Origin of the sequence: Streptomyces sp. NBC_00019 (genome assembly GCF_045041015.1) — a bacterium.
In the GTDB taxonomy this organism is placed as follows: Bacteria; Actinomycetota; Actinomycetes; order Streptomycetales; family Streptomycetaceae; genus Streptomyces.
This window is the reverse complement of the sequence record NZ_CP108302.1, coordinates 2,515,609-2,530,141: the sequence shown is the minus strand read 5'-3', so window position 1 is coordinate 2,530,141 and position 14,533 is coordinate 2,515,609. Positions and strand designations below refer to the sequence as shown.

General features: G+C 71.3%; 13 protein-coding genes and 1 pseudogene. 11 read left to right on the top strand and 3 right to left on the bottom strand.

What is annotated here, in order from left to right:
- Positions 1-102 precede the first annotated feature (102 nt).
- From OHU89_RS12145 to OHU89_RS12105, 9 genes and pseudogenes are all read left to right on the top strand, one after another.
- Complete coding sequence (locus OHU89_RS12145; protein WP_405642302.1) at positions 103-1,533, top strand: CitMHS family transporter; 1,431 nt, start codon at positions 103-105, stop codon at positions 1,531-1,533.
- An 80-nt stretch (positions 1,534-1,613) separates the two neighbouring features.
- A complete protein-coding gene (locus OHU89_RS12140) occupies positions 1,614-2,846 on the top strand; it encodes an MFS transporter (RefSeq protein ID WP_405642300.1) in 1,233 nt (410 codons plus the stop codon).
- A gap of 496 nt (positions 2,847-3,342) precedes the next feature.
- Positions 3,343-3,552 carry a hypothetical protein gene (locus OHU89_RS12135; protein ID WP_405642298.1) on the top strand — a complete coding sequence of 70 codons (210 nt, stop codon included), beginning with the start codon at positions 3,343-3,345 and terminating at the stop codon, positions 3,550-3,552.
- Positions 3,542-4,375, top strand: a pseudogene (locus OHU89_RS12130) (class F sortase); the annotation flags it as partial. The gene OHU89_RS12135 and the pseudogene OHU89_RS12130, both read left to right, overlap by 11 nt.
- 216 nt (positions 4,376-4,591) lie before the next feature.
- Positions 4,592-5,932, top strand: a complete 1,341-nt coding sequence (locus OHU89_RS12125; RefSeq protein WP_405654447.1) for an ABC transporter ATP-binding protein — start codon at positions 4,592-4,594, stop codon at positions 5,930-5,932.
- Positions 5,933-6,040: 108 nt separating this feature from the next.
- A complete protein-coding gene (locus tag OHU89_RS12120; RefSeq protein WP_405642296.1) occupies positions 6,041-6,484 on the top strand; it encodes a DUF3574 domain-containing protein in 444 nt (147 codons plus the stop codon).
- Between the two features lie 106 nt (positions 6,485-6,590).
- Positions 6,591-7,979, top strand: a complete 1,389-nt coding sequence (locus OHU89_RS12115; RefSeq protein WP_405642294.1) for an aldehyde dehydrogenase family protein — start codon at positions 6,591-6,593, stop codon at positions 7,977-7,979.
- Between the two features lie 11 nt (positions 7,980-7,990).
- Positions 7,991-9,070 (top strand): Zn-dependent alcohol dehydrogenase, encoded by a 1,080-nt coding sequence (locus tag OHU89_RS12110; RefSeq protein ID WP_267016320.1) that lies wholly within the window; start codon positions 7,991-7,993, stop codon positions 9,068-9,070.
- A gap of 166 nt (positions 9,071-9,236) precedes the next feature.
- On the top strand, positions 9,237-10,559 hold the full coding sequence (locus OHU89_RS12105) for an MFS transporter (protein WP_405642292.1): 1,323 nt from the start codon (positions 9,237-9,239) through the stop codon (positions 10,557-10,559).
- Here OHU89_RS12105 and OHU89_RS12100 read toward each other — a convergent pair.
- The 3 genes from OHU89_RS12100 to OHU89_RS12090 all read right to left on the bottom strand — a co-directional run bounded on the left by OHU89_RS12100 (position 10,551) and on the right by OHU89_RS12090 (position 12,976).
- Positions 10,551-11,465: a DMT family transporter gene (locus tag OHU89_RS12100; protein WP_405654444.1), complete on the bottom strand. Its 915-nt coding sequence runs from the start codon at positions 11,463-11,465 to the stop codon at positions 10,551-10,553. The two genes, OHU89_RS12105 and OHU89_RS12100, sit on opposite strands and share 9 nt — an antisense overlap.
- 112 nt (positions 11,466-11,577) lie before the next feature.
- Positions 11,578-12,300, bottom strand: coding sequence for an ArsR/SmtB family transcription factor (locus OHU89_RS12095; RefSeq protein ID WP_405642290.1), 723 nt, complete (start codon positions 12,298-12,300; stop codon positions 11,578-11,580).
- A 34-nt stretch (positions 12,301-12,334) separates the two neighbouring features.
- The gene (locus OHU89_RS12090) at positions 12,335-12,976 is read right to left on the bottom strand and encodes a TetR/AcrR family transcriptional regulator (RefSeq protein ID WP_266894549.1); all 642 of its coding nucleotides are present in this window, start codon (positions 12,974-12,976) and stop codon (positions 12,335-12,337) included.
- Between the two features lie 78 nt (positions 12,977-13,054).
- Between OHU89_RS12090 and OHU89_RS12085 the strand changes: the two genes are divergently transcribed.
- Together OHU89_RS12085 and OHU89_RS12080 are read left to right on the top strand one after the other, a co-directional pair.
- A complete protein-coding gene (locus tag OHU89_RS12085; protein WP_405654441.1) occupies positions 13,055-14,206 on the top strand; it encodes an acyl-CoA dehydrogenase family protein in 1,152 nt (383 codons plus the stop codon).
- Positions 14,207-14,266: 60 nt separating this feature from the next.
- Positions 14,267-14,512, top strand: a complete 246-nt coding sequence (locus tag OHU89_RS12080; protein WP_266829386.1) for a YiaA/YiaB family inner membrane protein — start codon at positions 14,267-14,269, stop codon at positions 14,510-14,512.
- Positions 14,513-14,533: the final 21 nt, after the last annotated feature.

Genomic DNA, 14,533 nt, shown 5'->3' with positions numbered 1-14,533 from the left:
TGCTCGCACGTCAACGTCTTGTTAACGCTGCTTAAAGAGTCCTAACGTCATCGCACCGCCGGCCCTGGTGGGAGTTCAAGGGCGAACGTTAGGTATCCACTCATGCTGACCATCCTCGGCTTCGCCATGATCGCGACCTTCCTGGTCCTGATCATGATGAAGAAGATGTCGCCGATCGCGGCGCTCGTGCTGATCCCGGCACTGTTCTGCGTCTTCGTAGGGAAGGGCGCCCACCTCGGTGACTACGTCATCGACGGCGTCACCAGCCTCGCCCCCACCGCGGCGATGCTCATGTTCGCGATCGTCTACTTCGGTGTGATGATCGATGTCGGTCTCTTCGACCCGATCGTCCGGGGGATCCTGAAGTTCGCCAAGGCCGACCCGATGCGGATCGTGGTCGGTACGGCGATCCTCGCCGCGATCGTCTCGCTCGACGGCGACGGCTCGACCACCTTCATGATCACGGTCTCGGCGATGTACCCGCTGTACAAGCGCCTGAAGATGAGCCTGGTCGTGATGACCGGTGTGGCCGCCATGGCCAACGGCGTCATGAACACCCTGCCGTGGGGCGGCCCGACGGCTCGCGCCGCCACCGCGCTCAAGCTCGACGCCAGCGACATCTTCGTCCCGATGATCCCGGCCCTGCTCGTCGGCCTGCTGGGTGTCTTCGTCCTCTCGTACTTCCTGGGTCTGCGTGAGCGCAAGCGGCTGGGCGTGCTGACGCTCGGCGAGATCCTGGTGGAGGAGAAGGTCGAGGAGAAGGAGTCCGAGACGGTTCTCGTGGGTGCCGGTTCCGGCTCCGGCGCGTCCGGCACCGAGAAGGTCACCGGCGGCTCCGGCTCCGGCTCCGGCTCCGGCACCGACGCCGAGGATGACGACGACGAGGAGCGCTTCACGGTCCTCGACCCGAACCGCGCCACCCTGCGTCCCAAGCTCTACTGGTTCAACGCGCTGGTCACCGTCACCCTGCTCACCTCCATGATCATGGAGTGGCTGCCGATCCCGGTGCTGTTCATCCTCGGCGCCGCGCTCGTGCTCACCGTGAACTTCCCGCACATTCCCGACCAGAGGGCCCGGCTCGCCGCCCACGCCGACAACGTCCTGAACGTCTCCGGCATGGTCTTCGCCGCCGCCGTCTTCACGGGCGTCCTGCAGGGCACGGGCATGGTCGACCACATGGCCCGCTGGATGGTCGACGTCATCCCCGAGGGCATGGGCCCGCACATGGCCCTCGTCACCGGTCTGCTGAGCCTCCCGCTCACCTACTTCATGTCGAACGACGGCTTCTACTTCGGCGTCCTCCCGGTCCTCGCCGAGGCCGGTGCCGCGCACGGGGTCTCGCCGCTGGAGATGGCCCGCGCCTCCCTCGTCGGCCAGCCGCTGCACATGTCGAGCCCGCTCGTCCCGGCCGTCTACGTCCTCGTCGGCATGGCGAAGGTCGAGTTCGGCGACCACACCAAGTTCGTGGTGAAGTGGGCCGCGCTGACCTGCCTCCTCATCCTGGCGGCGGGGATCCTGTTCGGCATCATCTGACCGGGTTCACGGGGGACTTGAACCCGGGGACCTGCAACAGGGGCCCCGGAACAGGGGGCTTGAAAACGGAGGACTTGAACATGGCGCCCGGTGGGAACCGCGGCTGGCTGCTCCGCCTCGTCATCGCCTTCAGCTTCGCGCAGGGGGCGGTGTCGATGGCACGGCCCGCCGTCTCCTACCGGGCGCTGGCGTTGGGCGCGGACGAGAGGGCGATCGGTGTGATCGCGGGGGTCTACGCCCTGCTCCCGCTGTTTGCCGCGGTCCCCCTGGGGCGCCGTACCGACCACGGCCGGTGCGCGCCCCTGCTGCCGGTCGGCGTGGTCCTGATATCCGGCGGCTGTGCGCTGAGCGGCATCGCGGACTCCCTCTGGGCGATGGCCGTCTGGAGCGGAGTGATGGGCCTCGGCCACCTCTGCTTCGTGATCGGCGCCCAGTCCCTCGTCGCCCGCCAGTCCGCCCCGCACGAACAGGACCGCAACTTCGGCCACTTCACCATCGGCGCCTCCCTCGGCCAACTGGTCGGCCCCGTCGCGGCGGGCGCGCTGATCGGCGGCCCGGACATGGCGGGCACGAGCGCGCTCGCGCTGATCGTGGCGGGGGCGGGTGGCGCGGTCGCGCTCACCTCGTTGTGGCGCATAGAGCGGCGCGATACGGCGGCCAAGTCCCGTACGGGACACGGTGATCGCGTCCCCGTCCAGCGCATCCTCCGGGCCCGGGGCGTGCCCGCCGGCATCTTCGTCAGCCTCGCCGTGCTGTCCGCGACCGACATCCTCACCGCCTACCTCCCGGTGGTCGGCGAACACCGCGGCATCGCGCCCTCCGTCATCGGTCTGCTGCTCAGCCTCCGCGCGGCGGCCACGATCGCCTGCCGACTGGTGCTGACCCCGCTGCTGCGACTGCTGGGCCGCTCGCTCCTGCTCACCGTCACCTGCCTGCTGGCGGCCGTGCTGTGCGCGGGGATCGCCCTGCCCGTGCCGGTGTGGGCGCTCGCCCTGATGCTCGCCGTACTCGGCTTCTGCCTCGGTGTCGGACAGCCGCTGTCCATGACGACGGTCGTCCAGGCGGCCCCCGACGGCGCCCGCTCCACGGCCCTCGCGCTGCGTCTGACCGGCAACCGCCTGGGCCAGGTCGCCGCCCCCGCCACGGCGGGCCTGGTCGCGGGCGTGGCAGGCGTGGCGGCGCCCTTCGTGATGCTGGGCGTGCTGTTGCTGCTCTCCTCGGGTGTCGCGCTGCGCTCACCGGCCAGGCCGGTCGCGGAGCCTGTCGCGCCCTCCCGGCCGGGGGTCGCTTTGGGCCGGACGAGCGATGACTGACGGGTCGTAGGGCGAGGTTCCTCCCCTTGGCGAGCGGTATTTATACGACAATCACCTGACTCGGAGGACTTTGTATGCCCACCACGTCTCTTGCACGCCGAGCCGGAGCGCGTACCGCCGCGCTCGCGGCACTCACCGTCGCGCTCGGCCCGCTGTCCGGGATGGCCACGGCGGGTGCCGTGCCACTGGCGCCCGGGGACAACGGCACCGTCAAGATCCACACGGCGCCCTTCGGAAACGTGAACCGCACGCCGTACGGCGACCCGCGGGACGAGCCGAAGGTCTGCAAGTTCTACATCGACGCCGCCAACTTCGACCGGGGCCAGGAGATCACCTGGACATCGAGACCCAGCCCCCTGTCGCCAACGGTGCCACGCTCTCCGGTGAGATCGCGCTCCCGACCGGCGCCGGACACACGCTGGACTACACGCTGCCCGACGGGCAGTACAAGCTCACCTGGAACATCACCGGTGGGACGGGCGCGGGCAAGCACAAGGTGTTCAAGGTCGACTGCGTCACCCCGCCCGGCGGCCCCGGTGGTCCGGGCGGTGGCCCGGGCGGGCCGAACGGCGGTCCGCCCGCGGGTGGCGGCGGCATCGCGCGCGACGAGGCGTTCGCCCCGGTCGCCGGCGCCGCGGCCGTAGGTATGGCCGCGGTCGGCGGGGTGGTGTGGTTCCGGCTCCGCCGCCGCCCGCATGGCGCGTAGTCGTCGACGCAGGCCCTGGTACCGGACGCGCGCCTACCGCCTGGCGAGAACGGCCGTGATGGCCGTCTCGCTGGTGGTGGGCGGCGTCTGGTGGGCCCAGGGCGAGGAGTCGGGCGGGGCGGTCGAGGCCGCCCGGCCCGGCTCCCCGGCGGCAGCGCCCGCCACGGACCGGACCGACGCCCGGGGGGCCGCGCAACAGCGTCCGCGGGGCACCGGGGTGTCGACCCCGCGGCGTCCGGACGCACGGCCGCGAAGCCAGGAGCCGGCTCCGCGTCGCCCGGGTGCACCGCCGCGCACCGGGGAGCCGGCCCCGTCCCGCCCCGCCGTGCCGCGGCGGTCCCCGCCGAAGGCCGCCCCGCCCTCGTCACCCGCACCGCGGCCCCGTTCCCTGCCGCGCTCCCGCGCGACCCGTCTCGCCATCGACTTCCTCGATGTCGACGCCCCGGTCATGAGCCTGCGGCTCGACCGCGAACGGCGGCTGCCCGCACCTCCCGACGACGACGCGAACCGGGTCGGCTGGTACGAGGGCGGCCCGTCCCCCGGGCAGCAGGGCACCGCCGTCGCCGTGGGCCACCTCGACACCGACACCGGACCGGCCGTCTTCGCCGGCCTCGGCGAACTGCGGCGCGGCCGCCTGGTCGAGGTGACGCGCGCCGACGGACGGGTCGCCGTCTACGCCGTCGACGCCATCAAGTCGTACGAGAAGGACCGTTTCCCGAACCGCGAGGTGTACGGCAACCGGGGCCGCCCCGAACTGAGGCTGATCACCTGCGGCGGCGACTACAACCGCAGGACCGGCTACTCGGGCAACGTGGTCGTCTTCGCCCACCTCGTCGAGACCCGCGAGCCGCCCGCGCCCGCCGCTGAATGCGAGCGTCCGTTTTCTCACCTGCTGGACGGCACCGTCCGATCCTGCCCATTCTCTTCCCCCCGGCGCGCACATTCCGTTAACTTCCGTGACCCACGAGCCCCGTTCGACTCGGGCGGGGCATCCGACCACCGAGCATCAGCGCTCAGCCGGCCCTCGGGGACACCTGCCATGACACGCGCCATCTCGTTGCACGACGTGAGCAAGAGCTACACCCGGGGCACCCGCGTGGTGGACCGGATGTCACTGGACATCGAGCCCGGCGAATTCCTCGTCCTGCTCGGGCCTTCCGGCTGCGGCAAGTCCACCGTGCTCAGGATGATCGCGGGCCTCGAGGAGATCGACGAGGGCCGGCTGCTGCTCGACGGCGAGTACGCCAACGAACTGCCGCCGTCCGGCCGGGACATGGCGATGGTCTTCCAGAACTTCGCCCTGTACCCGAGCATGACCAGCCGCGACAACATCGGCTTCCCGCTGCGCTTCGAGGCCCCCGGCGCCGACCCGCGCCCCCGCGTGGACGCCACCGCCCGCATGCTGGGCATCGAGGAGCTCCTGGACCGCTTCCCCGCCCAGCTCTCCGGCGGCGAACGCCAGCGCGTCGCCATGGGCCGGGCCATCGCCCGCCACCCCTCCGCGTTCCTGATGGACGAGCCGCTGTCCAACCTCGACGCGAAACTCCGCAACCATCTGCGCGCCGAGATATCCGCGCTCACCCGCGAGCTGGGCGTCACCACGATCTACGTCACCCACGACCAGTCCGAGGCCATGTCCCTCGGCGACCGGGTCGCCGTCATGCGCGGCGGCGTCCTGCAACAGGTCGGCACCCCGCGCTCGGTGTACGCGCTGCCCCGCAACGTCTTCGTCGCCGCCTTCATCGGCACCCCGCGCATCAACCTCCTGCGCGGCATGGTGCGCGCCCCGCTCGGCGGCGCGATGACCATCAGCCTCGGCAAGCAGTTTCTGCGTCTGCCCGAACCGCTCTCCATGGACCACCAGTTGCTCCGGGTCCAGCAGGGCCGGGAGGTCATCGTGGGCCTGCGCTCGGAGGCCGTCCGGATAGCCAAGCCGTCCGCCGCGCGACCGGGCGAGATGGCGCTCACCGGTCTCGTGGAGCACGTGGAGTTCCAGGGGCACGAGGTCCTCGTCCACTTCAACACCGGCTCCAGCCCCGCCGTCGTGCCGGACCTGGAGGCCCCGCGCCCCGTCGCCCGCCCCACCCGGCGCCGCCGCCGCGAGGGCGGCCCCCGCGTCCTGGACCGGCTCAAGGAGCGCGCGGGCGCGCTGCGGGCGGGTCCGGTGGTCGTCCTCGACGAGCCGAGGGACAGCGCCCCCGTGACACCCCCGGACGGCCGCCTCCCCGGTGACCTGATCGTCCGCACCACCCCCGACATCGACTTCCGCCACGGCATGCAGGTCCCCCTCCTCGTCGACCTCGCCCACCTCTTCGTCTTCGACCAGCACGGCGAACGTGTCTGCCCGGCCCCGGCGCGGCTGCCGGACCTGGAGGAGTGAGCGGGAAGAGCGCGGTGCCGTCGGCTGTTCCGCCGGACAGGCCCCGCATCCGCCCCGTCCGGCGCGGCTCCCCGGTCCCGGGGAGCGAGGCCCGCTAGGCATGGGCACATGAACGTGCACTTCACCCGGACCCGGGCCGTCCTCACCGCCGTCGGTCTCCTGCTCGCCGTCGGCGCCCCCACCGCGTACGCCACCCTCGACGACGGGACCGCGCGGCGCGGGGAGCCGTACATCGAGACCTCGCTCCTCTTCGGCACCGAGCGGCCCGGCGGCGGCCCGGCGGTCACCGACAAGCAGTTCATGGGCTTCGTCGACAAGGAAGTCACGCCCGACTTCCCGGACGGCCTCACGGTGCAGACCGGTCGCGGGCAGTGGCGGGACGCCGGCGGGACGATCGAGAAGGAGCGGTCGTACGAGCTGATCCTGCTCTACCCGGTCGCGCAGGCGGGGTCGAGCGACCGGAAGATCGAGGAGATCCGGCGGGCGTACGAGAAGGCTTTCGGCCAGGAGTCCGTGGGGAGGGTGGACGACAGGGCCCGGGTCGACTTCTGATGGCATGAGTCACGTGCCGGGGCGTCTGGCGCACGAAAACTATCGCCGCTAGTTTATGAACCGGACTGAGCCGGACGACGACACGGCCCCGCCGGGAGGAAGCACGATGAAGGCACACGACGGCATGTACATCGACGGCGAGTGGCGGCCCGCCGCCGGCCGGGACGCGATCGAGGTCGTGAACCCGGTCGACGAGCAGGTGATCGGCCGGGTCCCGGCCGGCACCGCCGAGGACGTCGACACCGCCGTACGGGCCGCCCGTGCCGCCCTCCCGGCCTGGGCCGCGACGGCGCCGGCCGAGCGGGCCGCCCGTCTGGCCGCGCTCCGGGACGTCCTGGTGGCCCGCAAGGACGAGATCGCCGAGACGGTCACCGCCGAGCTGGGCTCGCCCCTGAAGTTCTCCGAGAACGTCCACGCCGCCGTTCCCCTCGCGGTCGCGGGCTCGTACGCCGAGCTGGCGGCGACGTACGCCTTCGAGGAGCAGGTCGGCAACTCGATCGTCCGCCAGGAGCCGATCGGTGTGGTGGGCGCGATCACGCCCTGGAACTACCCGCTGCACCAGATCGTCGCCAAGGTCGCCCCCGCGCTGGCGGCAGGCTGCACGGTCGTCCTGAAGCCCGCCGAGGACACCCCGCTCGTCGCCCAGCTCTTCGCCGAGGCGGTCCACGAGGCCGGTGTACCGGCGGGCGTCTTCAACCTCGTCACCGGCCTCGGCCCGGTCGCGGGACAGGCCCTCGCCGAGCACCCGGACGTCGACCTGGTCTCCTTCACCGGCTCCACCGCAGTGGGCAGGAAGATCGGCGCGACGGCGGGTGCCGCGATCAAGAAGGTCGCCCTGGAACTGGGCGGCAAGTCCGCCAACGTCATCCTGCCGAGCGCCGACCTGGCCAAGGCGGTCAACGTCGGCGTCGCCAACGTGATGTCCAACTCCGGTCAGACGTGCAGCGCTTGGACGCGGATGCTCGTGCACCGGGAGCAGTACGAGGAGGCGGTCGAACTCGCCGCCACCGCCGCCGCCAAGTACGGGGACCGCATCGGCCCGGTCGTCAACGCCAAGCAGCAGGCCCGCGTGCGGGGTTACATCGAGAAGGGCGTCGCCGAGGGTGCGCGACTCGTCGCCGGTGGCCCCGAATCCCCGCGTGAGCAGGGCTGCTTCGTGTCACCCACGGTCTTCGCCGACGTCACGCCCGACATGACGATCGCGCAGGAGGAGATCTTCGGACCGGTCCTGTCGATCCTGCGCTACGAGGACGAGGAGGACGCCCTGCGCATCGCCAACGGCACGGTGTACGGGCTCGCGGGCGCCGTCTGGGCCGGCGAGGAGGCGGAGGCGGTGGCCTTCGCGCGCCGGATGGACACCGGGCAGGTCGACATCAACGGCGGGCGCTTCAATCCCCTTGCCCCGTTCGGCGGTTACAAGCAGTCCGGCGTCGGCCGCGAGCTCGGCTCGCACGGTCTCGCCGAGTACCTCCAGACCAAGTCCCTGCAGTTCTGAGGAGCCGTCACGTGGTTCGCGCAGCAGTCCTTCCCGCCGTGGGCGCTCCTCTGGAGGTCACCGACATCGAGCTCCCGGACCCCGGCCCCGGCCAGGTCCGCGTCCGCCTCGCCGCCGCCGGCGTCTGTCACTCCGACCTGTCCCTGTCCAACGGCACGATGCGGGTGCCGGTCCCGGCCGTGCTCGGCCACGAGGGCGCGGGCACGGTGGTCGCCGTCGGCGAGGGCGTCACGGGCGTGGCGCCCGGCGCCGACGTCATCCTCAACTGGGCCCCGTCCTGCGGCAGTTGCCATGCCTGCTCGCTCGGCGAGGTCTGGCTGTGCGCCAACGCGCTCAACGGCGCGGCGGACGTCTACGCCCGCACCGCCGACGGCACCGACCTCCACCCCGGCCTGAACGTCGCCGCGTTCGCCGAGGAGACGGTCGTCCCGGCCTCCTGCGTCCTGCCGCTCCCCGAGGGCATCCCCCTCACGGACGCGGCCCTCCTGGGCTGCGCGGTCCTCACCGGCTACGGCGCCGTCCACCACTCGGCACGGGTCCGCGAGGGCGAGACGGTCGCGGTGTACGGCGTCGGGGGAGTGGGCCTCGCCGCTCTCCAGGCGGCCCGGATCGCGGGCGCCGCGAAGATCGTCGCGGTCGATGTCTCCCCGGCGAAGGAGGAGTTGGCCCGCGAGGCCGGCGCCACCGACTACGTCGTCGCCTCCGAGAACACGGCCCGCGAGATCCGCGGCCTGACCGGCAAGCAGGGCGTCGATGTCGCCGTCGAGTGCGTCGGCCGGGCGACGACGATCCGCACCGCCTGGGACTCCACCCGCCGCGGCGGCCGTACGACGGTCGTCGGCATCGGCGGCAAGGACCAGCAGGTCACCTTCAACGCCCTGGAGATCTTCCACTGGGGCCGCACCCTCTCCGGCTGCGTCTACGGCAACTCGAACCCGGCGGAGGACCTCCCGGTGCTCGCCGAGCACGTCCGTGCGGGCCGTCTGGACCTGGGCGCGCTGGTGACGGAGCGGATCGCCCTGGACGGCATCCCGGCGGCCTTCGAGAACATGCTGGCGGGCAAGGGCGGCAGGGCGCTGGTCGTCTTCTAGAGCGCCGTGTACCGGCCCCGACCTCATGGGAGGCCGGGGCCGGCGGCATGCCCACCGGCCCCATGAGTGCTCCGGGCAACCTTCCGGCACAACCATTGCCTCCATACCGTCCGGTTAGTATGTTCGCCGCCAACGTCCCCACCGCACCCATCGGAGTGTGCACCGCATGGACATGGCCCCCTCCGCTCAACCCATCACCCCGACCGCCCTCCCCACGGTCAACCGCCGCCGCGTCGCCACGGCGGCCGCGCTCGCCTCAGCCGTCGAGTGGTACGACTACTTCGTCTTCGGCATCGCGGCCGCCCTCGTCCTCGGCGACCTGTACTTCCCGGCGGGCAGCTCCACCGCCGGAGTCCTCGCCTCCTTCGCGACCTTCGCGGTCGGCTTCCTCGCCCGCCCGATCGGCGGCATCGTCGCCGGCCAGCTCGGCGACAAGCGCGGCCGCAAACCGATGCTGGTCCTCGCGCTCACCCTCATGGGCCTGGCCACCACGGGCATCGGCCTGCTGCCGACGTACGAGACGATCGGCGTCGCCGCGCCGATCCTCCTCGTGACCCTCCGCGTCCTCCAAGGCGTCGCCGTCGGCGCGCAGTGGGGCGGCGCGATGCTGCTGGCCACCGAGTACGCCCCCGAGGGCAAGCGCGGCATCTACGGCAGCGTCGTCCAACTCGGCGTCCCCATCGGCGTCGTGACCGCCAACACGGTCTTCCTGCTGGCGGGCGCCTTCACCACGGACACCCAGTTCGCTGCCTGGGGCTGGCGAGTGCCCTTCCTCATCGGCCTGTTCGTGCTCGGCCTCGCCTGGTACATCCACGCCAAGGTCGAGGAGACCCCCGAATTCCGCGACGCGGAAAAGGCCTTGGCCGAGAAGGAGAAGTCGCAGCAGAGCTCCCCGCTGCGCACGATCCTGCGCGACCACCTCGGCACGGTCCTCCTGGCCGGCGGCTCCTTCGCCGTGAACACCGCGACCTTCTACATCCTCATCACCGGCGTCCTCGACTACACGACCCGCGAACTGGACATGAAGAAGAGCGCAGTCCTCACCGTCTCCCTCTGCGTCAGCCTCACCCAGCTCGTCCTGATCCCGGCGGCCGCGGCGCTCTCCGACCGGTACGGCCGTATCCGGATCTACACGCTCGGCGCCGTGGGCATCGCCCTGTGGGCGATACCGCTCTTCCTTCTGATCGACACCGGCTCGCTGCTGTGGCTGGCGGTCGGCACGTTCGTCGCCAGCTGTTTCCTCAGCATCATGTACGGCCCCCAGGCCGCCTTGTTCGCCGAGCTGTTCACGGCGGAGATGCGCTACACCGGCGCCTCCCTCGGCTACCAGATAGCGGCGGTCTGCGGCGGCGGCCTCGCGCCCTTCCTGATGGTGCTGCTGCTGGAGACGACGGGCACGTCGATGTCGGTGTCCGCCTACATCATCGTGCTCTCGGTGATCGCCCTGATCTCCATCAAGGTCCTCGCGGACCGGGCGCGTTCACGCTGATTCGGTGGCCCTCGCGGGCCGTGGCCCAGTGGCCGCGGCCCGCGAACGGGAGACCGCGACACCGGCGAGACACAGCACCCCGCCCGCCAGGGTGAGCAGCCCCGGCACCTCGCCGAGCGCCAGCCAGGACATCAGCACGACGAGCGCGGGCACGGCGTAGGTGGTGGCGCCCATACGTCCGGCCGTGGTGCGGGCCAGCGCATAGGCCCAGGTCGTGAAGGCGAGCGCGGTCGGGAAGACGCCCAGATAGACCATGTTGAGGGTCGCCGACACGGGCGCGTCAGCCGCCTCGTGGACCAGCTGTCCCGCGAACGGCAGACAGACCACGGCCCCGACGAGACAGCCGTACGTGGTCACCTGCAGTGCGCTCGCCGAACCGAGAGCGGGTTTCTGCGCCACGACCCCGCCGGCATACGCGACCGCGGCGAGCAGACACAGCGCGACGCCGAGCACGGACGACTTGCCCTCACCCGACATGGACAGCCCCACGGCGACCGCTCCCGTGAACGACACGGCCATCCCCGCGAGCAGCCTCGGCGGCAGGGCGTCGCCGAGTATCCGTGCGCCGAGCAGGGCGATGAGGATCGGGCCGATGTTCACGACGAGCGCGGCGGTTCCGGCGTCCACCTGCTGCTCGCCCCAGTTCAGGGCGACCATGTAGAAGCCGAACCAGAGGATGCCGGAGGTCAGGATGCCGGGCCAAGCGGCCCGGTCCGGCAATCCTTCCCGTCGTACGACACAGATGGCGCCCAGCGTCACGACTCCCGCCAGCAGTCGCCCGAGGGCGAGGGCACCCGGTGAGTACTCGGTGCCGGCGCTTCGGATGGAGACGAAGGCGGAGGCCCAGAGGACGACGGTGACGGTCGCTGCGCCGGCGGCGAGGAGGTCGGGGCGGCGGGGGTTCATCATGCTCCTGAGGCTAGGAATTGCAGGTATGGAGAGCTCGCGGTTTTCGGACGTTGTCCGTCTGCGGGCGGGTGGGGGCTGGTCGCGCAGTTCCCCGCGCCCCTGAGGTGGGTCAGCGCAACGTCGTCGACGAGATGCCCAGCGACTCGGCCAGTGCCTTCTCGCCCGACGGAGTCACCTTCACCGCCCTCTCGGAGCCGATCCGGACACACCAGCCCGCGTCCAGCGCGTGCCGGCAGAGCGCCGCGCCCGCGATCCCCGCGAGGTGCGGCCGTCGTTCCGTCCAGTCGAGGCAGGCGCGAGCCAACGGCCGACGACCCTTCCGTTCGAGGGAGATGCCGACTGTGTCGAACCACGCCAGCCCGGCCTCCGTCAATGCGAACCCCATGTCCTGGCGCAGCAGTTCACGGGAGGTCATCGCATCCGTCACCGCGATCCCGATCCGCCCCGCGAGGTGGTCGTAGCACGTACGCCCCCGCGCCATCGCCGACCCGGCACTCGACTCCCGCAGATTCCGCGGCCGTACGGCGGAACCCGGCGCCACATGGGAGGCGAGTTCCTCGACCAGCTGAGCCACCCGCGCATCCGCGAGCCGCACATACCGATGCCGCCCTTGCCGCTCCTCGGTCAGCAGCCCGCCGGCCACCAGCTTGCCCAGGTGCTCGCTCAGGGTCGACGCGGCAACCCCCGCATGCCGCGCCAGCTCACTCGCGGTCCAGGCCCGCCCGTCGAGCAGCGCCAGCAGACAGGAGGCCCGTGTCTCGTCGGCGACGAGCGAGGCCAGCCGGGCCAGTTCCGCCGCCTGAGGATCTCTGGAGGTCATGCCTCCCAGCATGGGCCCCGGACACTTCGGCGCCCACCGAAGCGTGCTACACGGTCCGCCTGACCTGCTCGTACTGCTGGACCAGCCCGTCGAGCAATGCCGTGAGCCCGGTCTCGAAGGCCCGCTCGTCGATCTTCTCCTGCTGCTCGGCCAGCAGATGGGCCTGCCCGAGATGGGGATAGTCGGCGGGGTCGTACGCGCTCTGGTCGTCGACGAAACCGCCGGCGAACGAACCCAGCGCGGAGCCCATGATGAAGTACCGCATCAGCGCACCGATCGACGTGGCCTGCGCGGGCGGCCAGCCGGCGTCGACCATCGCGCCGTAGACCGCGTCCGCGAGCCGCAGGCCGGCGGGCCGGCGCCCGGGTCCCTGGGCCAGCACCGGGACGATGTTCGGGTGGTCCCGCAGTGCGGCGCGATAGGACACGGCCCAGTCGTGCAGGGCGGTCCGCCACTCCCGTCCGTCCTCGAACATCGACAGGTCGACCTGTGAGCTGACCGAGTCGGCGACCGCTTCGAGGATCTCGTCCTTGGTGCGGAAGTGGTTGTAGAGCGAGGGCCCGCTGACACCCAGCTCCGCGGCGAGCCGGCGCGTGGAGACGGCCGCGAGGCCCTCCGCGTCCACGAGTGCGCGTGCCGTCTCGACGATCCGGTCGGTGCTGAGGAGGGGCTTGCGCGGTCGGGCCATGGCGCACATAGTAGGGCTGAGACAAGAAACTAGCAGTGCTAATTTAAATGTACGGCTTTCAAGTGAGGTGATCTCGTGGTGAACCTGGGGCTCAGCGAGGAGCAGGAGGCCGTACGGCAGCTCGCCCGGGACTTCGTGGACCGCGAGATCGCCCCGCACGTCATCGCCTGGGACCGCGCCGAGGAGGTCGACCGCTCGATCGTGAAGAAGCTGGGCGAGGTCGGTTTCCTGGGCCTGACGATCGACGAGGAGTACGGCGGCTCGGGCGGCGACCACCTCGCGTACTGCCTGGTGACGGAGGAGCTGGGCCGCGGCGACTCGTCGGTCCGCGGCATCGTGTCCGTCTCCCTCGGCCTGGTCGCCAAGACGATCGCCGCCTGGGGGAGCGAGGACCAGAAGCGCCGGTGGCTGCCGGGCCTCACCTCCGGTGCGCAGGTCGGCTGCTTCGGCCTCACCGAGCCGGGCACGGGCTCCGACGCGGGCAACCTCGCCACCCGTGCCGTACGCGACGGCGACGACTACGTCATCAACGGCACGAAGATGTTCATCACCAACGGCACCTGGGCGGACGTCGTCCTCCTCTTCGCCCGCTCCACGGACGCCCCCGGCCACAAGGGCGTCTCCGCCTTCCTGGTCCCCACCGACACCCCCGGACTGACCCGCCGCACCATCCACGGCAAGCTCGGCCTGCGCGGCCAGACGACCGCGGAACTGGTCCTGGAGGACGTACGGGTCCCCGCGACCGCGATGCTCGCTCCCGAGGGCAAGGGCTTCTCGGTCGCGATGTCCGCGCTCGCCAAGGGACGGATGTCGGTCGCCGCGGGCTGTGTGGGCCTGGCGCAGGCGGCCCTGGACGCGGCGGTGAAGTACGCCGGCGAACGCGAACAGTTCGGTAAGACGATCGCCCACCACCAGCTGGTCCAGGAACTGATCAGCGACATAGCCGTGGACGTCGACGCGGCCCGCCTGCTGACCTGGCGGGTCGCCGACCTGATCGACCGGGGCGAGCCCTTCACCACCGAGTCCTCCAAGGCCAAACTGTTCGCCTCGGAGGCCGCGGTCCGGGCCGCCAACAACGCCCTCCAGGTCTTCGGCGGCTACGGCTACATAGACGAGTACCCGGCGGGCAAACTGCTCCGCGACGCCCGCGTGATGACGCTCTACGAGGGCACCAGCCAGATCCAGAAACTGGTCATCGGCCGCGCTTTGACCGGAGTCTCGGCCTTCTGAGTACGGGACCTGAGTACCTCGACGGATGTGATCCGCCCCCCGCCCGCCCACACTCGACCCATGAGTGACACATCGGGCAAGCCCCAGAACACCGCCGCCTTCTACGGCCAGGCGGTCGCGTCCTTCGCCGTCGCCATGGCCGCCACGGCGATCGGCATCTTCAAGCTGAACGCGGACGCCTGGGTGCGGGCCTTCCTCGCGATCGCCGTCCTGTACCTGGTCACCTCCGCCTTCACCCTGGCCAAGGTCATCCGGGACCGGCAGGACGCCCAGACCCGCGCATACAGCCCGTTCGAAAAGCTCTGAGCGGCCAGGCTAAGCGCTCGC